This window comes from Desulfurispirillum alkaliphilum, from assembly GCF_055378285.1.
In genome coordinates this window covers 2,011,308-2,035,596 of sequence record NZ_AP042405.1, presented here as the reverse complement: position 1 = coordinate 2,035,596, position 24,289 = coordinate 2,011,308, and the positions used below count along the sequence as shown (strand labels likewise).

Below are 24,289 nucleotides of genomic sequence, written 5' to 3'. Positions count from 1 at the left end.
ATGAACTTTGAAGAGAAGCTCAAGACCATTGAAGCTATTGTCACGGAGATGGAGTCCGATTCCATTACGCTGGACAGCTCCATGGAGCTCTATGAAAAGGGGCGCAGGCTCCTGCAGGAGTGTCAGGACTACCTGGCCCAGGCACGGGGGAAAATCCAGGTGCTGCGTGATGGGCAACTGCACCCCTATGCTCCCGAAACCACCACGACCGCACAGGAGGAGCGCCATGAATAGCCTTGAGCAGTCCCTTCAACACGCCATCCCGCTGATCAATCAGCGCCTGGAAGAGCTTCTGTCGCCTTCAGACGAGCCATTGCTCACCACCATCCACGAAGCCATGCTCTATTCGGTGCGTGCTGGAGGCAAACGCCTGCGGCCCCTGCTCTGCCTGTTGACTGCCGGAGCATTGCGCCAGGATGAATCCCGCGTCCTGGATATTGCCTGCGCCATAGAGATGATCCACACCTATAGCCTGATTCACGATGACCTGCCCGCCCTTGACAATGACGACCTGCGCCGTGGCAAGCCCACGAATCACCGTGTCTATGGCGAGGCCATGGCTATTCTGGCCGGTGATGCCCTGCTCAATCGCGCCTTTGAAGTGCTTTGCCAGCTCCCCCTGGCTCCGGAGCTGGTCATCAGGGTTATTGCAGAGATCGCCAGTTCCAGCGGCACCGCCGGAATGATCGGTGGCCAGGTCGTGGATATCCAGTCAGAAGGGAAATCCATCGACATGCCCACCATGCGCTATATCCACGAAAACAAGACCGGCAGGATCATCCGCAGCTGTCTGGTCAGCTCCGCCATTGCCTGTCAGGCCACGGCGGAGCAAATTGAACTGTTTGACCGCTATGGATATAATATCGGCCTGGCCTTCCAGATCGCCGATGATATCCTCGATATAGAAGGCGATGAGGCGACGATGGGCAAACCCGTTGGCAGTGACCTGCAGAATCGCAAATCCACCTGGCCCGCCCTGGTGGGCATGAACGGTGCCCGCAAGGCCATGCAAGAAATGATCGATGAAGCCAACCGCGCCCTTGATCCACTGGGAGATTCACCCGCCGTTACGGCGCTCCGGGATCTGGCACGCTTTATCATCGAAAGGAAGAACTGATGTCAGTGCTGGATCGCATAGAAGAACCCGGGGATGTCAAAACCCTGGACGGACAGGAGATGACACAGCTGTGCGCTGAGCTTCGTGAAACCATCATCGACACCACCAGTCGCGTCGGTGGACATGTGGCAAGCAATCTAGGAATTGTCGAGCTCACAGTAGCCCTGCACCGGGTTTTTGAGTCTCCCCGCGACAAGATCATCTGGGATGTCGGCCACCAGTGCTATCCCCACAAGCTCCTGACCGGACGCCGCCAACAGTTTGGTACCATTCGCCAGCTCGGTGGACTGAGCGGCTTCCCCAAGCGCCATGAAAGCCCCCATGACCACCTGGATGTCGGCCACTCCAGCACCTCCATTTCCGCCGCCCTGGGCATGCGGGTTGGCCGCGATATCCAGCAGATCCCCGGCAAGGTCATCGCCGTGATCGGCGATGGTTCCATCGGGGCCGGCATGGCCTTTGAGGGGCTGAACCACGCTGGCCACCTGGACAAGGATCTCATCATTATTCTCAATGATAACGAGATGAGCATTGCCGAAAACGTGGGGGCACTCTCCAACTATTTTTCCAAAATCATCACCGGCCAGGTCTATAACCGCTTCCGCAAGGATCTGGAAAACATGCTCCACATTCTGCCACGGGGCGAGCGGCTGGTGCGGGCCGCCAAGAAGGTGGAAGAGGGTATCAAGGGATTCATGACTCCGGGAATTCTCTTTGAAGAGCTGAACATCAAATACTTCGGACCCGTGGACGGACACGACCTGGAGAGCCTGATTCCCTTTCTGGAAAACATTAAGCGCATCGAGGGCCCCCTGCTGCTCCACGTCATCACCAAAAAAGGCACCGGCTACGCGCCGGCGGAAACCAACCCCGAGAAATTCCATGGAGTCGGCCCCTTTGACCGTGAAAGCGGCGTGATTCACGGCGCCACTGCGACTCCCAGCTACACGGCCATTGCCGGGCAGGCCATCGTCGAGCTGGGCAGGCGTGATCAGCGCACCATCGCCATCACAGCCGCCATGCCAGAAGGAACCGGCATTCAGAATTTCAAGACGGCGTATCCTGAGCGTTTTTTTGACGTGGGTATTGCCGAACAGCATGCCGTAACCTTTGCGGCCGGACTCGCCCTGGAAGGCCTGAGGCCCCATGTCTTTATCTATTCCACGTTTTTCCAGCGGGCTTATGACCAGATCATCCACGATGTGTGCCTGCAGAACCTGCCGGTAGTCTTCTGCATTGATCGCGCTGGCATAGTCGGTAACGACGGCGAGACACACAACGGTTCCTTCGACCTTTCTTTCCTGCGCTGCATTCCCAACATGCGGATTTTTTCTCCCAGGGATGAGAATGAACTCTACAACATGCTGCTCCAGGCCAATACCCTGGACGGCCCTGTAACCATCCGCTACGCCCGTGGCAATGGTTTTGGCGTACCGATAGTGGAGTCCCCCATCAACATGGAATCCTGGGAGATTCTCCACCACTCAAAGAAAAAACGCATCGCGCTCATTGCCACCGGATACCTGGTCACCGAGTCCCTGAACCTCTGCCAGGAGCACGATATCACCCTGGTGAACGGTCGCAGCATCAAGCCCCTGGATGGCCCATGCCTGCAGGGAATTCTCCAGGAATATCCCCATGTCATTACCATTGAGGAAAACAGTGCCATGGGCGGTTTTGGCTCTGCCATTGCCGAATTCCACTGCAGTGGAAATTTCCCTGCCCATCTCCACCTGATGGGACTGCCCGATGTTTTTGTGGAACACGGTGACCAGAAGTCCATTCGCCAGAAATGTGGCATCAGCCTGGATGCCCTGAAACAGAAAGTCGAGGAACTTCAATGAGCATACGTACGGAAAAAGTCAACAGCCTCGTCCTGCAAACGCTTTCTCAGATCATCCAGAAGGAGATTCCGCTGGATTACGGACTGGTGAATGTCAACTCGGTGCAGACATCGGGGGATCTTTCCATGGCCAAAGTCTACTACGGTGTTCTGGGCAGTGAGGATCAGGTGGCTATGGCCATCGACTATATTGACCAGCACAGCCGTTCCCTGCAGCACCTGCTGAACCAGCAGCTGCGCCATATGAAGACCGTACCGAAACTGCGCTTTATCTTTGACCAGGGCTCTGAGCACAGCGTGCGCATTGCCAGGATACTGGATGAGCTCAAAAACAAAGAGGAGGACTGATGTCGGTGACACTCTTTGATGACCGCGAGGAGATCCTCTCCCTGATGAGCTCCTGCCAGCGCCCAGGTATTTTCTCCCATGTGAACCCCGATGGAGACACCATCGGTTGCGCCCTGGCCCTTTACCATAGGTTCACCGCCATGGGCAAGGATCCGGTGGTGCTGTGCGAAAGCAGTATTCCCCGCGAATATGCCTTTCTCCCTGGCGCCAGAAACTATCGCAAACAGATCCCCGCAGATGTGGATGCTCTGTTCATCGTGGATACCTCAACCGTTGACCGCTTCGGTAACTTTGAACTCCCCCCGGGTGTCCCCACGGTCAACATCGATCACCATATCACCAACCGTGGCTACGCTGACTATAACTACGTCATCGGTGAAGCACCCGCCACGGCAACCCTCATCTATGAACTGCTGGAGAAGCTTGGCCCTCTTGTCTTTGACGAGGCTCTGTGCCTCTACACCGCACTGTTCACCGATACGGGAGGCTTCCGCTACGCTTCCTCCAATGTGCAGAGCCATCTGATAGCCGCCAAGCTCCTGGCCAAGGGAATTGACCCCTGGCAGGTCACCGTGGAGATATACGAGTCCATGACCTGGGAGAAGGTGCAGCTGTACAAGCGCTGCCTGGATCGGGTGGTCTTCGACAGAAAGAAAGCGATAGCCTGGAGCTACCTCACCCTCTCGGATCTTCAGGAGACGGGCACGGTGGCAAGCGATACCGACGGGTTCATCAACAGTCTGCGGGCCATTGACGGTGTCGAGGTTGCGGTCTTCGTACGCCAGGACACCGCCGACTCCTTTAAAGTCTCCTTTCGCTCCAAGGGCAATATCGATGTTTCAGCGATCAGCGAAGCTTTTGGCGGCGGCGGTCACCGCAATGCCGGCGGTTTCCAGATTCAGTGCACCGATGTGAACCGCGTCATGGAACAGATCTGTGAGAAACTCTAATGGCAGGTGCCATTCTCGCCGTCAATAAGCCGGTTGGCCCCACCAGCCACGATATCACGCACCGGATCAAAAAACTTCTCAAGCTCCCCAAGGTCGGTCATGGCGGGACCCTGGATCCCTTCGCCAGTGGCGTCCTTATTGTAGTCACGGGTTCCTGCACCAAGCTCATGTCCTACCTGAGCCACTCTCACAAGCAGTACCGGGCCACCCTGCGCCTGGGAACCCGCACTGAAACTGCGGATACAGAAGGCCAGGTGGTGGAGACGCAGCCAGTTCCAACCCTGAGTCCACAGCTGCTGGAGCAGCTGAGCCGGGAGCTGACCGGTACCGTAACCCTGCAGGTTCCCGCCTATTCGGCAGTCAAGATAGGCGGCAAAAAAGCCTATGAGTACGCGCGCCGCGGTGAGTCGGTCGAGATGCCAACGCGTACCACGACACTCCACTCGCTGCGCCTGTGGCAGGAAAAGCCCGACGGCATCGAAATCGATGTTGATGTTTCCGGCGGAACCTATATCCGCGCCCTGGGTGAAGAGATCGCGCGACGACTGGGCACTGTCGGCCATCTGTGCATGCTGCAGCGTACACGCTGCTGCGGAATCAGCGTCCAGGAGTGTGTCAGCCTCACGGATTTCGACCCTGACACGCCATGGCAGCACTGGAGCATCCCGCCAGCCCGCGTCCTGGCCGATCACGATATGTACACCGCCGATGCCGCTGTCATTACCCATCTGCGGCAGGGCAGACCATTGGACATGTCAGCATTGAGCCTCTTGCAAAAAGGAGACTTGCAGGATAATCCAACGGCTGTTATCCTTGACGAGTCACAAAATGTTATTTCCATCATTGATGTCCGTGAAAACCGGGTATTACGCAACATATAACGATAAGGAGTACAATGTGCTGCACGAAGCTTTGAAGCAAACCAATCTCACAGCCGAGGAAACGCGAGCCCTGGAAAAGGCTCTGAAACAGGTTAAGACAAAGTTTGCAAAAGTGGTGACCAATGCGGTGATTTACGGAAGCACCATTAAACAAAGCGAACCCGTCAAGCGCAAGGACCTCAATGTGCTGGTGATCATGAACCAGAAGGATAACGATGTGGCACGCTCACTGGAGGAAGTGCTTGAACAGGTAGATAAGAAGATTAAGCTCGACCTGAAAATCCTCTCCCTGGAAGAATATGTGGCCGAAGCGCACCTGGAGAGCAGCTTTTACCGCAAGGTCACCCAGGAGGGTGTGGAAATCTACAAAAACGATGAACTGCTGGAACCTGTCAGCAGCTGACACTCCTGAGGATTCTTGATGCGGGAGCAGCCCGTGTCTGGTATGCTCATGGAGATATGGCAGAACGGATAGTCGCTGGTGGAGAAATCCACGGGAGGAAAGTCCGGGCACCACAGAGCAGGGTGGTTCGTAACGCGAACCGGGGGCAACCCCAGTGCAAGTGCAACAGAGAGCAGACCGCCGGGCATCGGCCCGGTAAGGGTGAAAGGGTGGTGTAAGAGACCACCGGTTCCCCTGGTGACAGGGGAAGCCAGGTAAACCACACCCGGTGCAAGACCATATAGGAAGGCAGATGGAGTGGCTCGCTTCGCCTTCGGGTAGGTTGCTTGAGCTGTCGGGTGACTGACAGCCTAGAGAAATGACTATCACCCCCCTGTGGGGGGTACAGAACCCGGCTTACAGTTCTGCCATATCACTTTCCCGGGCGGGAACACGCACAGCGCGTCTTCGCCCGGGAGTTTTTGTTTCAGGACTTGTCTGGATTCGCCGTCTGCAGTATCCTCGTCCTATCATTTTTCCGGAAACTTTCCGATCAGGAGTGCCCTTTGCATACCTTCACCATTCTCCGCAACACACACCTCAGTGGTTCCAATTTCCTGCTGGAAGTCGCCATCCCCCAAGACTTCACCGTAGCCCCGGGACAATTCTGCATGCTGCAGGCCAGTGTCAGTGGCTATGATCCCCTGCTGAAGCGTCCCCTTTCCATCGCCTCTGCCGGTGACGGCGTCATGGGATTCGCCTACAAGGTGGTCGGTCGTGGTACCCACATCCTCAGTACCTTCCGCGAAGGGCAGCCCATAGATATCCTCGGCCCGCTGGGCAATGGTTTTACCCTGCAGTCGGGCGACGCGCTGCTCATCGGAGGCGGGATCGGCATAGCACCGCTGCTCATGCTGGCTGAACACCTCAAATCAGCTGGAAATACCGTCAACGCCATTATCGGCGCCTCTTCAGCCGAGAACCTGCTCTTTGAAAAAGAGCTGGATCGCGTGTGCGACTCACTGATCGTCACCACCGACGACGGCACCCGAGGCCATAAGGGTTTTGTCACCCAGGCCATCGGCGGCGATCTCACTTCCCGGCACGTCTACTGCTGTGGTCCCGATGTGATGATGAACGCCGTGGGCGCGCTGGCCCTCAAGGCTGGCGCAGCCTCATGTCAGCTCTCCCTGGAAACGCACATGGCCTGTGGCATCGGCGTCTGTCTGGGATGCGTCACCGACACCTATGATTCTGGTCAGATGCAGCGCAAAACTGTCTGCAAAGAGGGGCCTGTCTTCTCTGCCGCGCAGCTGGAGTGCGGACAAGCGAAACCATGACACTCCTCCTTCCCGCCCTTCTGTTTTCCCTGGGCATTGTCATTCTCTACTTTGGAGCAGAGTTCCTGGTTCGCGGCTCCGTAGCCCTCGCCCTGACCCGTGGCATACGGCCACTGGTGATCGGCCTGACCATCGTGGCGCTGGGAACCAGTCTGCCTGAGTTTCTGGTCAGCTTCACCGGTTTACTTCAAGGCTCAAGCGATATAGCCATCGGCAACATCGTCGGCAGCAATATCGCCAATATCGCTCTGGTGCTGGCCCTGTGTGCCCTCATCAGTCCGGTGCGCATGGATGGCTCCATTACCCGCATTGAGCTTCCCATCGTACTGGTCACCAGCGTGGTCTTCTTCCTCATGTGCCTGGATGGCACCATCACTCGCCTTGATGGCATCATCATGCTCTGCGCCCTGATAGCATTTCTCGTCTACTGTCTGCGCTCGGGACGCACGGTCAGTGATGATGTGGAAACGGAACACATACTGCGCGGCTCGGGCTCATGGAAACATGTGGGCCTCATCGTGGCCGGCGGCATCGGACTGCTGCTGGGCGCGAGATTCATGGTCATCTACGGCATAGAGATCGCAAGGTTTCTTGGGGTAAGCGAGCTGGTCATCGGCATCACCATCATCGCCGTCGGCACCAGCCTGCCAGAACTGGTAACCAGTATCATCGCCTCTATGAAACAGCGTGCGGACATCAGTATCGGGAACATTCTCGGCAGCAATATTTTTAACATTCTTTTCGTCTGTGGATTCATCGCCCTGTTTGCCCCCATCAGCGTTGAACACACGCTGATCCAGTTCGATATCCCCTTTATGCTGCTCATAACCGCGGTCCTCTACCCCATCGCCCGCAAGAAGCAGGCACTGGGACGGATTGAGGGCCTGCTGTTTCTTGTGGCATATGTGTGGTATATGTATTATATTTTCACCCGCTAAAAACTTCCGGGACAGCATGAACGGCCATCGTCCTGAATCAGAAATTTCACCATGAGGTATATAGATGATCCACAAGTTTCGTAACGTCAGCGCTCCCGTCAAGATTCTCCTCTGGTTTGTCATCGCCACCTTTGTCGGCTCAATTTTCGTGGTCTGGGGCATTCAGAGTGGTGACCAGCGCTCCCGTGGGTACGTCATAAAGGTCAACGACATTGAAATCGGCCCCAATGAGTTCAACCGCACTTACAATCAGGTTCACCAGAATATCAGTGCCCTTTTCGGCAATCAGGGTGACGCGGAAATCAATCGCCAGATCCGCGAAATCGTCATTGACAACCTCATATCAAAAGCGCTGCTCCTGCAGGAAGCGCAGCGTCGCAATCTGCGCGTCTCCGACCAGGAGCTTTTCAACAGCATTGCCGCCATTGAGGCGTTCCAGGAAGAAGGCGTATTCAGCCGCACCCTGTATCGCAATGTTCTCGAAGCCAACAAGCTCTCCCCCGCCATTTTCGAGGAAATGCAGAAAGAGTCACTGCTGGTTGAAAAAATTCAGAACCAGATCGTTGCCGAAGTGCGCATAACCGAGGACGATCTGCAGGAGGAATTCCAGTGGCAGCAGGGCAGAGTGGCCTTTGATTACATCATCCTCTTCCCCGAGCTGTTCGCTGACAGCGTAGAGACCAATGAGCGGGTACTGCGCGCCTACCATGAGACCAACGCCAAACAGTATGAAACGCCCAAGAGCATCCAGATATCCTACGCCTTTGTTCCCTACGACCCGCAGGACAGCTCAACCCAGGAGACGGCCTCAGAAGTGCTGCAAAGCCTGCGCGAAGCCGTCGTTCAGCAACAGAAGGATTTCGCCACTACTGCCGAAGAGATGGAGGTGGAATTTGTCACCTCGTATATCTTCGACCAGAACTCCATCCCCGAAGACCTTCTGCGTGAGACCCGCCTGATACGCGAGGCGTTCCTGATGCCCCAGGGACGCTACACCAATGTCATACGCGGGCAGGACAAGCTCTACCTCGTGAAGAAGGAACAGGATATTCCGCCCATGGTGGTTCCCTATGAAGAGATCCAGGATCAGGTGCTGGCCGACTACATCCAGCACCAGTCCTACGTAATCGCCATGGAAAAGGCTGAATCCTTCCGTGGCATGGAGCTCTTCGCCATAGCCGCCGAGGTGAATGCCCAGCCCGAAAGTACTGACCTGATCTCCTACATGGACACCAATGGCGGGCCCGGTTTCAACGAAGATGTCATGTACCTTGCCTTTTTGACAGAGGTTGGACAGACTGCAGGCCCTGCGGAGATCATCAATATCCCCTTCTTCCTGCAGGTAACAGAAAAAGAAACGCCCGATATGGAGCTCTTTGAATCCCTGCGCCCTCTGCTCATGGAAGAAGTGCGTGAGCGACGCCGCAACGAAATGCTTTCGGACTGGATTGTTGAGGCCCGCAGCCGTGCTACCATCAACGTGAATCAATCCCTGTTCGTGGACTGATATGAAGCTGCTGCTGGTTGACGGCAACTCTTTTATCTACAAGGCATTTTATGCAATCCGCGGCCTGAGCAACCGAGCAGGCCTTCCCACCAACGCGATCTACGGGTTTCGCAATATTCTGGAAAAGTGCCACAATGCCATCGAACCCGATGGCATTGTGGTAGTTTTTGATGCGCCCGGACCCACCTTCCGTCACGAATCCTACCCCCAGTACAAAGCGCAGCGCCAGAAGGCGCCCGAGGATCTCATCGCCCAGATCCCCTGGATTCACCGCCTGGTGGAGGCTCAGGGCCTGAAACGCCTCTGTATTGAAGACTTTGAAGCGGACGACGTCATCGGCACCATCACCTGTCAGGCTCAGGACGCCGGCTACCGGGAAGTCTACATTGCCACCTCCGACAAGGATCTGGGGCAGCTCCTGACCAAGCCGGGAGTTTTCCTGTACGATACCTCCAAGGAACGCATCCTGGACGCCGCCGCCTTTCACGACAAAATGGGCGTCACTCCAGCCCAGGTCATCGACTACCTGGCCCTGGTAGGCGACGCCTCAGACAATATCCCCGGCGTCAAGGGCATTGGTCCCAAATCTGCCCAGAAGCTCCTTGAACAGTACGGTACCCTTGATGATATCTACGCCCATGTGGATGAGATCAGCGGCGCGGTCGGTAAACGCCTGCAGGAGTTCCGTGACGACGCCTTTCTCTCTCGCCGGCTGCTTGAACTGCACACCAGCGTTCCGCTTGATGACCGCGATTTCCGCCCCGGCGTCCCCAATGTCCCGGAGCTCTACGAAATCTACAGCGAACTCGGTTTTCAGGGTCTGCGGGACAAACTGAACTACCAGGTTGACGCCCCCCCTGCCGCCGCCGTTGCCACAGATATTGATGTGCGTATCGCCGATACTGCGGAAGCTTTTGCAGAGCTTCTCCATGAAGCCGCCACCGCTGCCGTCATCGCCATTGATACGGAAACCACTTCAGAACATGCTGTCGAAGCAGACCTGGTCGGCATCAGCATCGCCATCGGCGAACAGGCGTGGTATGTACCCGTCGACCATGCCCACACCGATATCCACCGCAACATGCCCACTGCCGATGTACAGAAGCTGATAACTGCCCTTGACCGAAGTGACCTCCTGCTCGTCGGTCAGAATATCAAATACGACCTGATCGTCCTGCAGCGTCACGACATGGCGCTGCCACAGCCACGCCTGTTTGATACCATGATCGCCTCGTATCTGCTGGATGCCAATCGCCGATCCCATGGACTGGATCAGCTGGCCGTTGAATTCCTCTCCCACGAGATGATTGCCTTCAAGGATGTGGTACCCAAGGGCTCCACCTTCCGCGATGTGGATATCCCCACCGCCGCCCGCTACGCCGGCGAAGACGCCGCCATAACCCTCGCCCTGTACAACCTCTTCGCCCCCCGCATAGAGCAGGAGTACCACGAGCTGTTCCACGCCATAGAAATGCCCCTGGTGCGGGTGCTCTGCCATATGGAAATGCTGGGCATCGCCGTGGATCGTGAAATGCTGGGCAATCTTCACGAATCCTTTACCCGACGCCTTCATGAGCTTGAAGAAAAGATATACGAGCTGGCAGGCGAAGCCTTCAACATCAATTCGCCCAAGCAGCTGGCAACCCTGCTCTTCGAGAAGATGGGCATTCCCCCGGTAAAGAAGACGAAAACCGGCTACTCCACCGATGTCTCGGTCCTGGAGGCCCTGGCTCCGCAGTATGAAATTGCCAATGTCCTGACCCAGTACCGTATGGTGTCCAAACTGCTTTCCACCTATGTCAACGCGCTTTCAGAACTTATCAATCCCTGGACAGGGCGTATCCACACCAGCTTCAATCAGACAGTCGCCAACACAGGGCGTCTCTCCAGTTCCGATCCCAACCTGCAGAACATCCCCATTCGCACCGAAGAGGGGCGCGAGGTGCGCAAGGCTTTTGTCCCGGCACCTGGTTTCTGCTTCGTGGCAGCGGATTATTCTCAGATTGAACTGCGCATTGCCGCGCACCTGAGCGGTGACGAGTCGATGCTGAAAAGCTTCGCCGAAGAGAAGGATATTCACGCCCAGACCGCCGATGCCATTTTCGGCTCCAGTGAACCCAACTACCGCCGCATGGCCAAGGCAGTCAACTTCGGCATTCTCTATGGCATCTCCGCCTTCAAACTCAGCCGTGACCTGGGCATGACTCCCAAGGAAGGCCAGGCGCTCATAGACAGTTATTTCCTGCGCTATCCCGGAGTGAAGGCCTACATTGACCATCAGATCGCCTTTGCCAGAGAGCACGGATACGCCCAGACGCTGTACGGACGCCGCCGCTATCTGCCCGACATCAACAGCCGCAACCGCAACATCCGCGAGGCAGCAGAGCGCAATGCCGTGAACATGCCCATTCAGGGAACCTCCGCTGATATCATTAAAATCGCCATGAACCGCATTCACCAGCAGCTCGCCCCCTATCAGGCCCGTATGCTGCTGCAGATCCACGATGAATTGCTCTTCGAGGTGCCCTTTGAGCAGGCGGAACCTTTCAGCGCTTTTTTACAGGAGCAGATGGAGTCCGCGGCCCAGCTGAAGGTGAAGCTTACGGTCACGGTCAGCAGCGGGAATAACTGGAATGACGTGCACTGACATCAGGACGCCAGCACACAGGCCGGTATCAGCACCGGCATCGCCCCAGACTCCCCCGCCCCATACCCTCTGCCAGCAGGGACGCGAGCAGGTCCGCCTGAAGCTCAACGCCCTGGGGCAGCAGCGTATACCCTGTTTTTTCCTGATCTCCTTTGACTTTTCCCGCCACCTTCTGTGCCCTCTGGCAGCCATGGATGAGCGGGTTCAGTTTGTCTTACCCGGCTTCCGTCATACGCGCACCGACCACCACCCCTTGCCTCAAGGGGTACGACAGTGGTCAGCGGCTCCCATGGAGCTTGCCCACTACGCTCGGGCCTTCAGAACCGTGCAAGAGCATATGGCTGCCGGTGACACCTACCTGCTCAATTTGACGGCCTCCACACCGGTAGCCTGCGACTGGAGTCTCGAGCAGATTTTCCACCGCGCCCAGGCGCCCTTTCGCCTGTACCTGCAGGACGAGTTCACCTGCTTTTCCCCCGAGCGATTTGTCCGCATTCAGGATACGACCATAGAGACCTTCCCCATGAAGGGAACCGCCGATGCGACGATCCCCGGTGCGGCGGCGGCGCTTCTCGCCAACCCCAAGGAGATCAGCGAGCACACGATGATCGTGGATCTCCTGCGCAACGACCTTTCCTGTGTGGCTCGCAGAGTGCGTGTTGAACGCTTCCGTTACCTGGAAAGCATCTCCAGTGGCCGGGGAAGGCTGCTGCAGACCAGCTCCCATATTTGCGGCGACCTGCCCGCCTCCTGGCCCGATCAGCTGGGGGATATTCTCTGCAACATGCTACCTGCCGGTTCCGTCAGTGGAACGCCCAAGCTGAAAACCATGGAGATCATCAAGGCCGTTGAGCTCCATGAGCGTGGCTACTTCACCGGAGTCTTCGGCTACTTTGACGGCAGCAGTGTTGACAGTGCCGTGCTCATTCGCTTTCTGGAGCGCACTCCCAGTGGACTGGTCTTCAAGAGTGGCGGTGGCCTGACGGCAGAGAGCGACCTTGTGGATGAGTACACGGAAATGTGCAGAAAAGTCTATGTCCCTGTTACTTGAGACCATCCGCATCGAAAATGGCGCGCCTCAGCACCTCCAGTGGCACCAGCGCCGGGTTACTCTCAGCTCGCAGGCGCTCTGGGGCCAGCGTGTACCCATAGATCTGCACGCCCTCCTGACGGAGTGTCCACAACACAAAGGCATTTTGCGCTGCCGTATCCTCTATCACCGGCACGGACTGCACTCCCTGGAATTCCTGCCCTTTCAACCGCGTCAGATTCACCGCCTGGGCCTGGTCGATGGCTCGTCCATCGACTACCCATGGAAGTTTGCCGATCGCCACTCCATTGAGCAGCTGCGCGCAGAGCACCCCGCTGCCGATGAAATTCTTCTGGTCCGCGACGGCCTGCTCAGTGATACGTCCATAGCCAATATCGCCCTGCGCATCCATGGACGCTGGCTGACTCCCCGTCGCCCCCTTCTGCATGGCACCACGCGGGAACGAATGCTGACATGTGGACTGCTTTTCCCCGCTGACCTCAGACCAGGCGACCTGCAACAGGCAACGGGCCTGGCTGTGCTCAATGCCATGGTGGGCTTTCAGGAACTGGTCGACTGGCATATCTGCCATGGGGAGTTGAATCACCGATTGCGTCTGAAGTGAAACATGGTACTCTGTACCTCGAATACCTCCTGCTTCATATAACTGATGCTTCGCATCCTGTCGTCCTGGTTTCAGGCATTCTTGTGCTGATGTTGCCATGGGGGAACGGACTGTTTCTGTCTCTCCCCCGTGTGCTGGCCCAGCCAGAACGCGCCGACTGGAACGCGATGGACCCACAGGGTTGCCGCCACGACGGCGGCAACCGCAAACCAAAAGCCATGGAGGGCGGTTGTTTGCGGTCCCCAGTTCCAGGCAAGCGGGCGGCTGAAAAGGACAGCACTGGGGGTCGCTTTTGCGCCACTTTTGGCGACCCAAAAGTGGCAAAAGAAACTCGTATATATGGTGAGGATAATGTCAAGCGACGCAGTCTGTGCAGAACCATTTTCTCTATTCCAGCATGGTATCAGTGTCGGTGTCGACAATCTGCCGTTTCGGATGTACGAAAACTGAACAGCATTATATTATAGCAACCTGCGAACGAACAGGAGTTCAAATAGTAAACTTACCCCTTGATTTTCCAGAAGCTCAATGATAAACGAGAATAATTACCAATATATAGAGGTGCGACCCATGAGTGGAGAAAAGGTGTATGACGTTATTATTGCAGGACTTGGCCCCGCAGGTGAAAGTGCTGCCATCTATACGGCCCGCAAGAATCTTTCAACCCTGATCGTGGCCTATGATTCCGGTGGACAGCTCACCAAGACCTTTGACGTGGAGAACTACCTGGGCATACCCTACTCCACCGGCTGGGAAATGGCCATGAAGTTTGAGGAGCATGTGCGCAAATACTCCAATGTGGAAATTGAGCTCATGCAGGAGGTCGTGGCCATTGAGGATCACGGCACGACCAAGAAGTTCATCACGGCAGAGGGTCGCGAGTTTCAGGGGCGTTCAGCCATTATCGCCACTGGCGCCAAACCCAAGACCGTCGGGGTCAAGAATGAAGAAAAGTTCAACGGCAAAGGGCTGACCTACTGCACCACCTGCGACGGCCCCCTCTACCGCAACAAGATCGTCACCATTATCGGTGGCGGCACTTCCGGGGTGGAAGCAGCCCTGGAGATGGTGAAAATCGCCTCGAAAGTGCAGCTTATCGTGCGCAGCCAGCTCAGGGCCGAGCCCATTCTCATGGATCGCCTCAAGGAAGTCAGCGTGGATATCTACGAAAACACTATCCCAGTGGAGATCCTGGGCGATGAGTATGTGACGGGTCTGCGTATCCGCGACCGCAACAGTTCCGTGGAACAGGAACTGACCACTGACGGCATCTTTGTGGAAATCGGCCGCGCGCCCAACGCCGATGGCCTGAAAAATCTCCTGCAGACCAATGACAACGGTGAGATTGTCATCTCCACCTATAACGAAACCAACATTCCCGGTGTCTTTGCCGCCGGCGATGTTACGGATGTCAAGTTCAAGCAGGTGATCATCGCTGCTGGCGAAGGGGCCAAGGCGGCCATGAAGGTCTCCGAGTACCTCATCAAGCAGGGTCAGAAATAGGTGCGAAACTGGCAGCAACCCCTGGCTCTCTGTGCCGCCGATGCCTTTGACTTCCTCCGGGATCCTTTGCTGATTCCGGAGTGGTCGAGCCTGATGGAGGATGTGGGGAGCCGGGGAGCCAACGCCTATGCAGGCCTGAGCCTGATGGGCGAAATCCCCTTCACCTGGGATCCCGACCCGATCCACCTGGGTGTCCATGCCACCTACACCTTCATGGGGGTTCGCTTTCTGGTGGAGTACACCCTTGAACCCTGTGGGGAGCAATCCACACTCCACACGCGCATTACCCCCGCCGACGGCCTGGAAATGGGCTCTCTCTATCGCATTGTGCTGCACCAGTTCCAGGGCCATCTCCACCACGACACGGAAAATTTCGCCCAGTGGGCCGGCCTGTGCTGAAGCTCCTATCCCGCTGAGACAGATCCCGTCAGTTTCTGCCAGGGCTTCCGGGCGAGAAAACTCCCATCGGCCTCCTCTTCCATGCGCACAAAGAGCGAGTAAGGAACACTGAAGCTCAGCAGGTTCTCCCCAAGACTCCCCTTAAGCGTATTGCGGGCAGTGATGTCAAAGAGCCCGATAATCGCCTTGGGCCGTTCCGCAGCCAGCTGATGATACGCCAGCAGTCCCATGGACTGGCAACCGGCACCAAAGGGAGACATGACATTGTCTATGCCCTCCTGGAAGGAGTTGCACAGCACCACCAGCGCGGAAAGCTGATCGGCATTACAGAAAATCGTAACCACAACAGGCTCTTCACCGGGTTCTACCCTGTCCAGGGGTTTGAAAACCGTCACCTTGCCGATATCCATGAATCCCAGTCGCCCCATGAAGTCTTCCACCAGTTCCGGCGTCTTGATATACCCTTCACCATTCAGATACTCATGGATAAAGTGCTGCGGAGCCTTACCCTCAAGGGCACTGGCCACAGCTTCTCCCTTGGGATACCCCTTGTTGCCGCTAGAGAGAAAGCGCGCGAAACAGTCTATGCCGCCGGGGAAATTTTCATACTGGTTGCCATACCCCATGCCCACACCGCCGCCTGGACAACCAAAACTTTCGTGATCAAGCGCGCTCACCCGTCCCTTGGCACTGGCGGCAATCAACGAAAGGATGCAACCCCGGCGCCCCTTTTCAAACTGCAGTCGCTCTTCAGGAGCGCGGTCGAGCCACAGGGTGGCCACGGGCTGCGTTTCCAGTTTCAGGTACTCTCGAATTTTACTGTGCATGTCTGCCTCCCCTGCTGTGAAATTCCTGCCGATTGTGCCACACCCGAAGGGAAATGGAAATTCCCCTCTGCCCGGTAAGACGGTTCCTCAAGGACTGCGGCAGCGCTCTTCCAATCCCAAAAAGCGACACTCCAAGTTTTGCGGTTTACAAGGCAAAAGGGGCGTGCGTATAATCACATGCAGCAGCCACCGGTTTCCGACTTCCGGTGGAGCCTCGTTCTTTCTTATTATGAAAAGGGGTGTTATGTCTGCGCACTACGTCTCCCTCGAAAGCCTCAGAGAGCTCATGGACACCCTCAACGGCCCCGATGGATGTCCATGGGACAGGGAACAGACCCACGAAAGCCTGCGCCAGTACCTCATTGAAGAGGCCTACGAAGTGGTGGACAGCATAGATGCCGGTGATGACGAAGAACTGATGGAAGAACTGGGCGACGTCTTGCTGCAGGTCTTTTTCCACAGCGATATCGCCAGCCGCCGCGGGGCGTTTACCATTGACGACGTGGCCCGTACGCTGCACGAAAAGATGGTGCGCCGCCACCCTCATATATTCGGTTCGAACGCGCTGGAAAGTGCCGACGAAGTGCTGCAGCAGTGGGGCGAAATCAAGGCCGCTGAAAAACGCGAACGCACCAGCGTCCTCGATGGCGTACCCCGTCATCTGCCCGCCCTGGCCAGGGCCTACAAATTCCAGAAGCGTGCCGCGAAGACTGGCTTTGACTGGCCGGACGCCGAGGGCACTCTTGTCAAGCTGGAGGAGGAGATCGGCGAGCTGCGTGATGCGATTCAGCAGGGAAAACTCGCCGAAATTGAGGCCGAGATGGGTGATGTCCTTTTCAGCGTCGTTAATTGCGCCCGCAAGCTGGGAGTTGAGCCGGAAACGGCCCTCAATCGCACGAATCAGAAATTTGCGCGCCGCTTTCGCCAGGTTGAAGAACGCCTGGCGCAGGCCGGTGGCAAAGCCGATATTGAAGAGCTGGATCGTTTCTGGAACGAAATCAAGGAGCAGGAGAGGTCATTATGAGAGAGATCATGAGTGCCCGGGATGTAGATCACGCTCTGACCCGCGTCGCCAGTCAGATTATCGAAAAACACAAGGATATCAGCGCCACCATGGTCGTCGGCCTGCGCACGCGGGGCGAACACCTTGGACGCCGGCTGGTGGAAAAACTGAAACAGATGACCGGCCATGAAGTTCCCTTTGGCGTCATGGACAGTACCCTCTACCGCGATGACCTCTCCATGGCACAATCAGCGCCTGTGCTGAAAGGCCCCCTCGCCGCCTTTGACTTTGACGGGAAAAAAGTGATTATCGTCGACGACGTCCTTTACACCGCCCGAACCATTCGCAGCGCACTGTACTGCGTCATGGACCAGGGACGTCCAGCCCTGGTGGAAATTTTTGTCCTCATTGATCGTGGCCACAATGAGCTGCCCCTGTACGCCGAGTATGTAGGCATGAAGGTGCCCACCTTCCGCGACGAGCGCGTCAAGGTGTGTCTGCAGGAAATAGATGATGAGGACCGCGTATACATACTGCAAAGCAAAGACGGAGAGTAAAGCATGGAGTTCAAACAGAATCATATCCTGGGCCTCTACCATCTCAGCGCTGAAGAAATTACCCTCCTGCTGGATACGGCCAGGGAGTTCAAGGGGATCAATACCAGAGCCGTGAAGAAGGTCCCCCCTCTCAAGGGCAAAACACAGATCAACATGTTCTTTGAAAACTCCACCCGTACCCGCACGTCCTTTGAAATCGCCGGAAAGCGGCTGAGTGCGGATACCATCAACTTTTCTTCTTCCACATCATCCACCACCAAAGGGGAAACTCTCCTGGATACGGCCAGGAATATCATGGCCATGCATCCTGACGTCATCGTCATTCGCCACAGCGTCTCCGGCTCTCCCAAGCTGCTGGCGGATAACATCGAAGCCAGCGTTATCAATGCCGGTGATGGCGCCCATGAACACCCATCTCAGGCTCTTTTGGACATATTCACCATTCAGGAACATATCGGAAAGCTGGCAGGCGTGAACGTCCTGATCGTGGGCGACGTGGCCCACAGCCGCGTGGTGCGGTCCAATATCATCGGCTTGCATAAACTGGGAGCCAATGTCCGGCTGTGCGCCCCCCGAACCATGATGCCGCGCAATTTTCACATCGACAATGTTCCCATCACCTCCAACTTTGAAGAAGTGCTCCCCTGGGCAGATGTGGTTATTATGCTGCGCATCCAGATGGAACGTCAGCACGGCCCCGCCCTCTTTCCCAATACCGCGGAGTACTCCCGCATCTGGGGGCTGAATAAGCGACGTCAGCAGATGATGCGCAAAGATGCCGTTATCCTTCACCCTGGACCGGTCAACCGTGGTCTGGAACTTTCGCCGGAAGTGGCCGACGGAGAGCGCAGCCTGATCCTGCAACAGGTGGAAAACGGCGTGGCCGTACGCATGAGCATGCTCTTCCACGTTCTGCACGTAGGCTGACCGTGGCCTGCTCCCTGCGCCCAAAAGACGTCAGAAAGCTGATAGACCTGCTGGAAGAGCAGTACCCCGATGCCGCCCCCGAGCTTGACTTCGACAACGCCTTCGAGCTGCTGGTGGCGGTCGTGCTTTCAGCCCAGTGCACCGATGTCCGGGTCAACCAGGTGACAAAGGTTCTCTTTATGCACTACCCGGACGCCAAAGCACTGGCAGCCGCCAATCAGGCCGAGCTGGAAGGTATCATCAAGTCCTGCGGACTTTTCCGCAGTAAAGCCAGAAACCTGATTGCCGCCGCAAAAATGCTGGTGGAAACGTTTGGAGGAGAGGTACCTTCAACGCGTCAGGAGCTGATGTCACTGCCCGGCGTGGGCCGCAAGAGTGCCAACGTCATCACCAGTTGCGCCATGGGCAGCGATGCCATTGCCGTTGACACCCACGTGTTTCGTGTCAGCCGGCGCATCGGTCTGTCCGACGGAGAAACGGTCCTGGCTGTGGAGCAGGATCTGATGGCCTATACCCCGCAGCCAAAATGGTCGCAGCTGCACCACCTGCTGATCTTTCACGGCAGGCGCTGCTGCAAAGCAAGAAAGCCACAATGCGACGAGTGCACTGTGGCTTCATTCTGTTTGTATGAACGCAAAAAGAAAAAGAACTGATCAGCTCTCTACCAGAACCTTTTTGGCGGCCTGAGCCAGGCGGGAAACTTTTCTGCTGGCGGTGTTCTTGTGAATCACGCCTTTGGCAGCTGCCTGGGAAAACTTTTTCTGGCACTGACGGAACAGGGTCTGAACCTGCTCTTTATCGCCAGCTTCAACGGCCTTGTTGAATTTTTTATTGAAAGTTCGCAGCGTGGTCTTCACGTAACTGTTGCGAGCATGCTTCTTTTGTGACTGTCTGATGCGCTTGCGCGCGGAGCTTGTATGAGCCAAAATAGCCTCCTGTGTGAATTGTACAGCCGGGGAATGTATCACGTCCCAGCTGGCATGGTCAAGCACTAAAAGCCCGCAGCATGAACAGCTTGCTGAAACAGCCCGAACCGGCAGGCGCCAAAAACACCAGGATGCAGGCTGTCAACGCGCGGATAAGAATCTCGGCAGCCCGCTAACTCCCGTCAGCGGGGCAACACTGCTCACAGTAACCGTATATCTCCAGCTTATGCCCGGTAATCTGAAAATTTCCCGGCAGGGCCATCGCCTTCACCGGACAGTTGCCGGGCAACACCAGGGAACTACCGCAGCCAAGGCAGATCACGTAGTGCTGATGATCATCGTGAGCCTGGCCGCAGCTTCTGCCGAGGCGGAAGCGTCGCTCTCCCTCAAGGTTTGTGGTTTCCAGGATGCCTGCTTTCACGAACATCCCCATATTGCGGTAAATGGTATCAAAACTTATGGAAGGGTACTCAGGCGCCAGGGCCTCGTAAAGCTCCTTGGCAGAAAGAAAACGGTAATCGGCACCAAGGACCTCCAGCAAGGCACGCCTTTTCCCTGTGGTTTTGATGCCCTGCTTGCGCAGCGACTCAAGGGCACGCTCAATCTGCATGACTACTCCCTCACCCGGATGCGTTTATACCCCATGCACAGCAGGAGGATGGCCACGGCCACCAGCACAATGGTACCCCCCGAAGCCCAGTCCAGGTAGAAGGCCGCGATGAGCCCACTGATTATGGCAAGCTGTGCAAAGAAAACGGCATAGAGAAACGTCTGAAAAAAACTGCGGGCCACATGCAGACTGGCGGCAACGGGAAGCGTGATCATGGAAGAGATCAGCAGTATCCCCACCACCCGCATGCCAACGGCAATCACCAGCGCTACCATCAGAATAAAGCAGAAGTTCAGCGCCCGCTGGGGAATACCCGCCACCCGCGCCCCTTCTTCGTCAAAGGAGAGGGCAAACATGGGACGATAGGTGAACAGGGTAAAGCCGAAGACCAGTCCGGTCGTCATGACGATAAGCCACAGGTCGGTGACTGAAACCGCCACGACACTGCCAAAGAGGTAGCCGAAAAGCTCAGCGTTAAAGCCATCGGCCATACTGATCAACACCACCCCCAGCCCGACGCCGGCGGCGAGGATAATGGGAATGGACAGCTCCTGATAGTGACGATACGCCCTGCGCAACTGTTCAATACAAAGCGCTCCGACTGTGGACGCCCCCATGCCGCTTAGTACAGGATTGACGGGAAAAAACGGAAAGAGCTTATTCCACAGCATTCCCGCCGCTATGCCTGTCAGAGTCACATGGGAAAGGGCGTCGGCAATCAACGAAAGGCGCCGCATTACCAGATAGACGCCAATCAGCGGAGCAATAACGCCGACCAGGAGACCCGCAGCGAAAGCCCGCTGCATAAAACTGTAGTGGATCAGTGCATCAATCACGCCGTTGCCCTCATCGTTCAGTGTCCATGGCTGATCACCTGGACAGAATGACGGTATGCGCGATCCAGAATGCTCTCCTGCTGCGCGATAAAATCCAGGTTGTCGCCGTGAAAATACAGCTCCCGGTTCAGGCAGGCCACCTTGTTGACCCGGGTGGTGATGACTCCTATATCATGGCTGACCAGGATCATGGTCTTTCCGTGGTGGCAATGCAGATCCTCGAGCAGCTGATAAAAACGCTCCATGGATTCGCCGTCCACGCCCGCCGTGGGTTCGTCAAAGATCATCAGTTCGGGCTCACTCACCAGCGCCCGCGCAATAAAGACACGCTGCTGCTGACCACCGGAGAGCTTCCCGAGCATCTGGTCGCTGTGGGGAGCAAGCCCGACCATCCTGATGGCAGCCTGGATGCTTTCCTTATGAACCTGCTTCAGGCGCCCCAGAAAATGCTGGCGCGAAAGCAGACCCGATGCCACGATCTCGCTGACCGTGGCCGGAAAGCCAAGGTTGACACTGCTGGCACGCTGGGCGATATAGCCGATGCGGTGACGCTGGGTAAACGAGAGGGAGTCCTCACCAAAAAGGGTGATGGAGCCTTCTCCGGGACGCAGAAGCCCCAGGATAAGCTTCAGCAGCGTTGACTTTCCCGAACCATTGGGACCAACAATGCCCAGAAAGTCGCCCTCGTGTACCTGCAGATTAATGTCGTGGAGAACCTGGCGCTCTTCATAGGTAAAACTGAGATTGCGTATGTCGATGGCGATGGTCACGATCCTGCCTGTCTGAAAATGAATGACGGCATGGTAATCATTTCCGCAGGATGTGTAAATCGAAATCAGCACGATTCCGAAAAGCCCCCCTTCACGGCCCTGGACACTCGACCCATGTGTCGAATCCAGCAACCGTGCTCGCATGACAGGCCCGCTCACCCAGGGAACCTTCCCATGGAGAAGGGGGAGAAAAGTTCAGTTTCCTGTTGTTCCAGGGGCAGAGGTGTTGTAGATATACACTTTTAGTGAACCCTATTCAAAGCCATCCACCAGGAGCCCACAGCATGGAAATTACCTCCAAAGAGGCTTTTACACAGTATCACGCCCAGTATGGCCGCTACCTTCTGCGGTGTGATATTCCCGGCGACTTCTTTACACCCGTTTTCATAGGCCGCGTGCTGAGCGCTCCTTTTATATTTGAGTCAGTGGAAACCCGCGGTAAGTGGAGCCGCTATACTTTTATCGGCGTGGAGAAAGGGGACGAAATCCTGGTGAACCACCAGGGGCTGTTTGTCAATGGTCAGCCCCTTGACACGGAACCCCTGGAATATCTGGACGGGCTGCTGCGGGATCGGGGCTACCGTAAGGATCCCGCTCTCCCCGACTTCTCCGGAGGCTATGTGGGCCATATCGGATACGATGCCGCGCGACTCTTCGAAAAGCTGCCCTCCCATAAGCACGACCGGCTCAACCTCCCCCTCATTCACCTGTATGAGTTTCGCAAGCTGCTGATCATTGACAACTGGAACAATACCGTGACCCTGCTCTTTAACCTTGAGCAGGCTGACGACTATGATGAAGGCGTCCGGCAGATGACTGATGTGGTGCGCACGCTGCAGCATGCGGGAATCCGCTATGACAGACCGGCAGGCGGATCACTGCAGGTGGAGTACCTCTTTCCCGCCGAAGCGTATATGGAGAGCGTCCGACAGATCAAGGAGGATATTTTCCAGGGAGAAATCATCCAGGCCGTGCTCAGTCAGCGCATGCAGGTCTGTGCCGAGGTGGCGCCATTTACAGTTTACCGGGCCCTGCGCCGGGTAAACCCCTCTCCCTACACTTTCTTCCTGGATTTTGGAGACTATCGCCTCATCGGTTCATCACCGGAGATGCACCTGAAGATCAAAGACGACAAGGCGTTCCTGCGCCCCATCGCCGGAACCCGTCGCATTGCGGCCGACCCCTTGGAGAACCTGCGCCTGGAGCAGGAGCTGAAGGCGGACTCCAAGGAGATTTCCGAACACATCATGCTGGTGGATCTGGCACGCAACGATCTGGGACGCTTCTGTAAAACCGGCTCCGTGGAAGTGACCGAGCTGATGGTGGTGGAACACTACTCCCACGTCATGCATATGGTCTCCAATGTCAGCGGCACCATCGACCCAGCCCACAGCAAAGGGCTGCTCAGCATGCTGGGGGACACCTTTCCCGCCGGTACCGTTTCCGGCGCGCCCAAAATACGCGCCATGGAGATTATCGCCCAGCACGAGGAGCTGGCACGGGGGATCTACAGCGGTGTTGTAGGCTACTTTGACTACGCCGGCAACATGGATACCTGCATCGCCATACGCACCCTTGTCAACAAAGGACAGAACCAGTATTCGGTGCAGGCTGGCGCAGGTATTGTCGCCGAAAGCGATCCCCTGAAGGAACATGAAGAGTGTCAGAACAAGGCCGCTGCCCTGATGCGCGCCCTGGAAATGGCCCTGCAAATGGAGGAAGCCCATGCTGCTTATGATCGATAATTACGACTCCTTCACCTATAACATCGTGCAGATTGTGGACAAATATATACCCACAAAGGTCGTTCGCCCCGACGAAGTGACCCTGGAAGAGGTCATGGCGCTGAAACCGGCCAGAATCATCCTCTCACCCGGCCCCTCCAGCCCCGACCCCAATGGGCTGTGCGCCCAGCTGGTGCGCCATGCCAGCGTGCCCCTGCTGGGCGTATGCCTTGGCCACCAGACCATCATCGCAGCCCTGGGCGGCCAGGTGGTTCCATCGGGCAATGTTTTCCACGGCAAGAGCAGCGTCATTACCCATGACAGCAGCCACCTGTTTCGCAATATCCCGCAACATATCCGGGTTGCCCGCTACCACTCCCTGATCGGGCTGCGTCCCCTGCCCGCAGAATTGCGCATCACCGCCCAGACCGAAGATGGCACCATCATGGCCGTGGAACATGTCAGTCGGCCGCTGTATGGCATTCAGTTTCACCCTGAAAGCATTCTCTGTCAGCATGGTGAGGACATCCTCTGCAATTTCCTTGAAGTTCCCAGACAACAGGGGCGCGATCACCATATTTCCGTGGCAGTATGACTGG

At 56.5% G+C, this 24,289-nt stretch carries 26 protein-coding genes and 1 other RNA gene; 22 read left to right on the top strand and 5 right to left on the bottom strand.

Annotated elements, in window-relative coordinates; translation table 11 throughout:
• The 16 genes from xseB to ACZ46I_RS09095 all read left to right on the top strand — a co-directional run bounded on the left by xseB (position 1) and on the right by ACZ46I_RS09095 (position 15,510).
• A complete protein-coding gene (gene xseB, locus ACZ46I_RS09170; RefSeq protein WP_013506234.1) occupies positions 1 to 234 on the top strand; it encodes an exodeoxyribonuclease VII small subunit in 234 nt (77 codons plus the stop codon).
• Entirely contained in the window at positions 227 to 1,117 is an 891-nt protein-coding gene (locus ACZ46I_RS09165) for a polyprenyl synthetase family protein (RefSeq protein WP_464280595.1), read from the top strand. The genes xseB and ACZ46I_RS09165 overlap by 8 nt, the downstream gene beginning before the upstream one ends.
• Positions 1,114 to 2,961 (top strand): 1-deoxy-D-xylulose-5-phosphate synthase, encoded by a 1,848-nt coding sequence (gene dxs / locus ACZ46I_RS09160; RefSeq protein WP_464281851.1) that lies wholly within the window; start codon positions 1,114 to 1,116, stop codon positions 2,959 to 2,961. Before ACZ46I_RS09165 ends, dxs begins: the two co-directional genes overlap by 4 nt.
• The gene (gene rbfA, locus ACZ46I_RS09155; RefSeq protein ID WP_013506237.1) at positions 2,958 to 3,308 is read left to right on the top strand and encodes a 30S ribosome-binding factor RbfA; all 351 of its coding nucleotides are present in this window, start codon (positions 2,958 to 2,960) and stop codon (positions 3,306 to 3,308) included. Before dxs ends, rbfA begins: the two co-directional genes overlap by 4 nt.
• On the top strand, positions 3,308 to 4,258 hold the full coding sequence (locus ACZ46I_RS09150) for a DHH family phosphoesterase (protein ID WP_013506238.1): 951 nt from the start codon (positions 3,308 to 3,310) through the stop codon (positions 4,256 to 4,258). Before rbfA ends, ACZ46I_RS09150 begins: the two co-directional genes overlap by 1 nt.
• Positions 4,258 to 5,139, top strand: a complete 882-nt coding sequence (gene truB / locus ACZ46I_RS09145) for a tRNA pseudouridine(55) synthase TruB (RefSeq protein WP_464280594.1) — start codon at positions 4,258 to 4,260, stop codon at positions 5,137 to 5,139. The genes ACZ46I_RS09150 and truB overlap by 1 nt, the downstream gene beginning before the upstream one ends.
• Positions 5,140 to 5,155: 16 nt before the next feature.
• Positions 5,156 to 5,542 (top strand): hypothetical protein, encoded by a 387-nt coding sequence (locus tag ACZ46I_RS09140; protein WP_013506240.1) that lies wholly within the window; start codon positions 5,156 to 5,158, stop codon positions 5,540 to 5,542.
• A gap of 56 nt (positions 5,543 to 5,598) precedes the next feature.
• Positions 5,599 to 5,957, top strand: an RNA gene (gene rnpB, locus ACZ46I_RS09135) — RNase P RNA component class A.
• A gap of 130 nt (positions 5,958 to 6,087) precedes the next feature.
• The gene (locus ACZ46I_RS09130; protein WP_464280593.1) at positions 6,088 to 6,861 is read left to right on the top strand and encodes a dihydroorotate dehydrogenase electron transfer subunit; all 774 of its coding nucleotides are present in this window, start codon (positions 6,088 to 6,090) and stop codon (positions 6,859 to 6,861) included.
• Complete coding sequence (locus ACZ46I_RS09125; protein ID WP_226507682.1) at positions 6,858 to 7,799, top strand: calcium/sodium antiporter; 942 nt, start codon at positions 6,858 to 6,860, stop codon at positions 7,797 to 7,799. The genes ACZ46I_RS09130 and ACZ46I_RS09125 overlap by 4 nt, the downstream gene beginning before the upstream one ends.
• Positions 7,800 to 7,863: 64 nt before the next feature.
• Positions 7,864 to 9,306 (top strand): peptidylprolyl isomerase, encoded by a 1,443-nt coding sequence (locus ACZ46I_RS09120; protein WP_464280592.1) that lies wholly within the window; start codon positions 7,864 to 7,866, stop codon positions 9,304 to 9,306.
• Position 9,307: 1 nt separating this feature from the next.
• Entirely contained in the window at positions 9,308 to 11,953 is a 2,646-nt protein-coding gene (polA, locus tag ACZ46I_RS09115; protein WP_464280591.1) for a DNA polymerase I, read from the top strand.
• On the top strand, positions 11,940 to 13,004 hold the full coding sequence (locus tag ACZ46I_RS09110; RefSeq protein WP_464280590.1) for an aminodeoxychorismate synthase component I: 1,065 nt from the start codon (positions 11,940 to 11,942) through the stop codon (positions 13,002 to 13,004). The genes polA and ACZ46I_RS09110 overlap by 14 nt, the downstream gene beginning before the upstream one ends.
• Positions 12,988 to 13,608: an aminotransferase class IV gene (locus ACZ46I_RS09105; protein ID WP_464280589.1), complete on the top strand. Its 621-nt coding sequence runs from the start codon at positions 12,988 to 12,990 to the stop codon at positions 13,606 to 13,608. Before ACZ46I_RS09110 ends, ACZ46I_RS09105 begins: the two co-directional genes overlap by 17 nt.
• A 570-nt stretch (positions 13,609 to 14,178) precedes the next feature.
• Positions 14,179 to 15,111, top strand: a complete 933-nt coding sequence (locus ACZ46I_RS09100; protein WP_013506248.1) for an NAD(P)/FAD-dependent oxidoreductase — start codon at positions 14,179 to 14,181, stop codon at positions 15,109 to 15,111.
• A complete protein-coding gene (locus ACZ46I_RS09095) occupies positions 15,112 to 15,510 on the top strand; it encodes a hypothetical protein (protein ID WP_464280588.1) in 399 nt (132 codons plus the stop codon).
• Positions 15,511 to 15,515: 5 nt separating this feature from the next.
• On the opposite strand, the gene ACZ46I_RS09090 is transcribed toward ACZ46I_RS09095, so the two are convergent.
• Entirely contained in the window at positions 15,516 to 16,337 is an 822-nt protein-coding gene (locus ACZ46I_RS09090; protein ID WP_226507687.1) for a DUF169 domain-containing protein, read from the bottom strand.
• Between the two features lie 244 nt (positions 16,338 to 16,581).
• Here ACZ46I_RS09090 and mazG point away from each other — a divergent pair, with 244 nt between their 5' ends.
• From mazG to nth, 4 genes are read left to right on the top strand one after another with little or no spacing between them, the layout of a single operon-like run.
• Entirely contained in the window at positions 16,582 to 17,361 is a 780-nt protein-coding gene (mazG, locus tag ACZ46I_RS09085; protein WP_013506251.1) for a nucleoside triphosphate pyrophosphohydrolase, read from the top strand.
• Positions 17,358 to 17,897 (top strand): bifunctional pyr operon transcriptional regulator/uracil phosphoribosyltransferase PyrR, encoded by a 540-nt coding sequence (gene pyrR / locus ACZ46I_RS09080; protein WP_013506252.1) that lies wholly within the window; start codon positions 17,358 to 17,360, stop codon positions 17,895 to 17,897. The genes mazG and pyrR overlap by 4 nt, the downstream gene beginning before the upstream one ends.
• 3 nt (positions 17,898 to 17,900) lie before the next feature.
• On the top strand, positions 17,901 to 18,824 hold the full coding sequence (locus ACZ46I_RS09075; protein WP_013506253.1) for an aspartate carbamoyltransferase catalytic subunit: 924 nt from the start codon (positions 17,901 to 17,903) through the stop codon (positions 18,822 to 18,824).
• A gap of 2 nt (positions 18,825 to 18,826) precedes the next feature.
• A complete protein-coding gene (gene nth / locus ACZ46I_RS09070) occupies positions 18,827 to 19,477 on the top strand; it encodes an endonuclease III (protein WP_013506254.1) in 651 nt (216 codons plus the stop codon).
• On the opposite strand, the gene rpsT is transcribed toward nth, so the two are convergent.
• The 4 genes from rpsT to ACZ46I_RS09050 all read right to left on the bottom strand — a co-directional run bounded on the left by rpsT (position 19,478) and on the right by ACZ46I_RS09050 (position 22,125).
• Positions 19,478 to 19,750 (bottom strand): 30S ribosomal protein S20, encoded by a 273-nt coding sequence (rpsT, locus tag ACZ46I_RS09065; protein ID WP_013506255.1) that lies wholly within the window; start codon positions 19,748 to 19,750, stop codon positions 19,478 to 19,480.
• 172 nt (positions 19,751 to 19,922) lie between these two features.
• Positions 19,923 to 20,360 carry a Fur family transcriptional regulator gene (locus ACZ46I_RS09060; protein ID WP_013506256.1) on the bottom strand — a complete coding sequence of 146 codons (438 nt, stop codon included), beginning with the start codon at positions 20,358 to 20,360 and terminating at the stop codon, positions 19,923 to 19,925.
• A 2-nt stretch (positions 20,361 to 20,362) separates the two neighbouring features.
• Positions 20,363 to 21,196 carry a metal ABC transporter permease gene (locus ACZ46I_RS09055; RefSeq protein ID WP_013506257.1) on the bottom strand — a complete coding sequence of 278 codons (834 nt, stop codon included), beginning with the start codon at positions 21,194 to 21,196 and terminating at the stop codon, positions 20,363 to 20,365.
• A 17-nt stretch (positions 21,197 to 21,213) separates the two neighbouring features.
• Positions 21,214 to 22,125 (bottom strand): metal ABC transporter ATP-binding protein, encoded by a 912-nt coding sequence (locus ACZ46I_RS09050; RefSeq protein WP_425492144.1) that lies wholly within the window; start codon positions 22,123 to 22,125, stop codon positions 21,214 to 21,216.
• Between the two features lie 125 nt (positions 22,126 to 22,250).
• On the opposite strand from ACZ46I_RS09050, the gene ACZ46I_RS09045 reads away from it, so the two are divergent.
• Both ACZ46I_RS09045 and ACZ46I_RS09040 read left to right on the top strand, forming a co-directional pair.
• Positions 22,251 to 23,711, top strand: a complete 1,461-nt coding sequence (locus ACZ46I_RS09045; protein ID WP_013506259.1) for an anthranilate synthase component I family protein — start codon at positions 22,251 to 22,253, stop codon at positions 23,709 to 23,711.
• Entirely contained in the window at positions 23,692 to 24,285 is a 594-nt protein-coding gene (locus tag ACZ46I_RS09040) for an anthranilate synthase component II (RefSeq protein WP_013506260.1), read from the top strand. The genes ACZ46I_RS09045 and ACZ46I_RS09040 overlap by 20 nt, the downstream gene beginning before the upstream one ends.
• The last annotated feature ends 4 nt before the right edge of the window (positions 24,286 to 24,289 follow it).

Excerpts from the sequence above, each read along its gene's own strand:
- xseB (WP_013506234.1), top strand. The coding sequence starts at position 1 with ATGAACTTTGAAGAGAAGCTCAAGACCATTGAAGCTATTGTCACGGAG.
- ACZ46I_RS09165 (WP_464280595.1), top strand. The coding sequence starts at position 227 with ATGAATAGCCTTGAGCAGTCCCTTCAACACGCCATCCCGCTGATCAAT.
- rbfA (WP_013506237.1), top strand. The coding sequence starts at position 2,958 with ATGAGCATACGTACGGAAAAAGTCAACAGCCTCGTCCTGCAAACGCTT.
- ACZ46I_RS09150 (WP_013506238.1), top strand. The coding sequence starts at position 3,308 with ATGTCGGTGACACTCTTTGATGACCGCGAGGAGATCCTCTCCCTGATG.
- truB (WP_464280594.1), top strand. The coding sequence starts at position 4,258 with ATGGCAGGTGCCATTCTCGCCGTCAATAAGCCGGTTGGCCCCACCAGC.
- ACZ46I_RS09125 (WP_226507682.1), top strand. The coding sequence starts at position 6,858 with ATGACACTCCTCCTTCCCGCCCTTCTGTTTTCCCTGGGCATTGTCATT.
- ACZ46I_RS09120 (WP_464280592.1), top strand. The coding sequence starts at position 7,864 with ATGATCCACAAGTTTCGTAACGTCAGCGCTCCCGTCAAGATTCTCCTC.
- polA (WP_464280591.1), top strand. The coding sequence starts at position 9,308 with ATGAAGCTGCTGCTGGTTGACGGCAACTCTTTTATCTACAAGGCATTT.
- ACZ46I_RS09110 (WP_464280590.1), top strand. The coding sequence starts at position 11,940 with ATGACGTGCACTGACATCAGGACGCCAGCACACAGGCCGGTATCAGCA.
- ACZ46I_RS09105 (WP_464280589.1), top strand. The coding sequence starts at position 12,988 with ATGTCCCTGTTACTTGAGACCATCCGCATCGAAAATGGCGCGCCTCAG.
- ACZ46I_RS09100 (WP_013506248.1), top strand. The coding sequence starts at position 14,179 with ATGAGTGGAGAAAAGGTGTATGACGTTATTATTGCAGGACTTGGCCCC.
- ACZ46I_RS09090 (WP_226507687.1), bottom strand. The coding sequence starts at position 16,337 with ATGCACAGTAAAATTCGAGAGTACCTGAAACTGGAAACGCAGCCCGTG.
- mazG (WP_013506251.1), top strand. The coding sequence starts at position 16,582 with ATGTCTGCGCACTACGTCTCCCTCGAAAGCCTCAGAGAGCTCATGGAC.
- pyrR (WP_013506252.1), top strand. The coding sequence starts at position 17,358 with ATGAGAGAGATCATGAGTGCCCGGGATGTAGATCACGCTCTGACCCGC.
- ACZ46I_RS09075 (WP_013506253.1), top strand. The coding sequence starts at position 17,901 with ATGGAGTTCAAACAGAATCATATCCTGGGCCTCTACCATCTCAGCGCT.
- ACZ46I_RS09060 (WP_013506256.1), bottom strand. The coding sequence starts at position 20,360 with ATGCAGATTGAGCGTGCCCTTGAGTCGCTGCGCAAGCAGGGCATCAAA.
- ACZ46I_RS09045 (WP_013506259.1), top strand. The coding sequence starts at position 22,251 with ATGGAAATTACCTCCAAAGAGGCTTTTACACAGTATCACGCCCAGTAT.
- ACZ46I_RS09040 (WP_013506260.1), top strand. The coding sequence starts at position 23,692 with ATGCTGCTTATGATCGATAATTACGACTCCTTCACCTATAACATCGTG.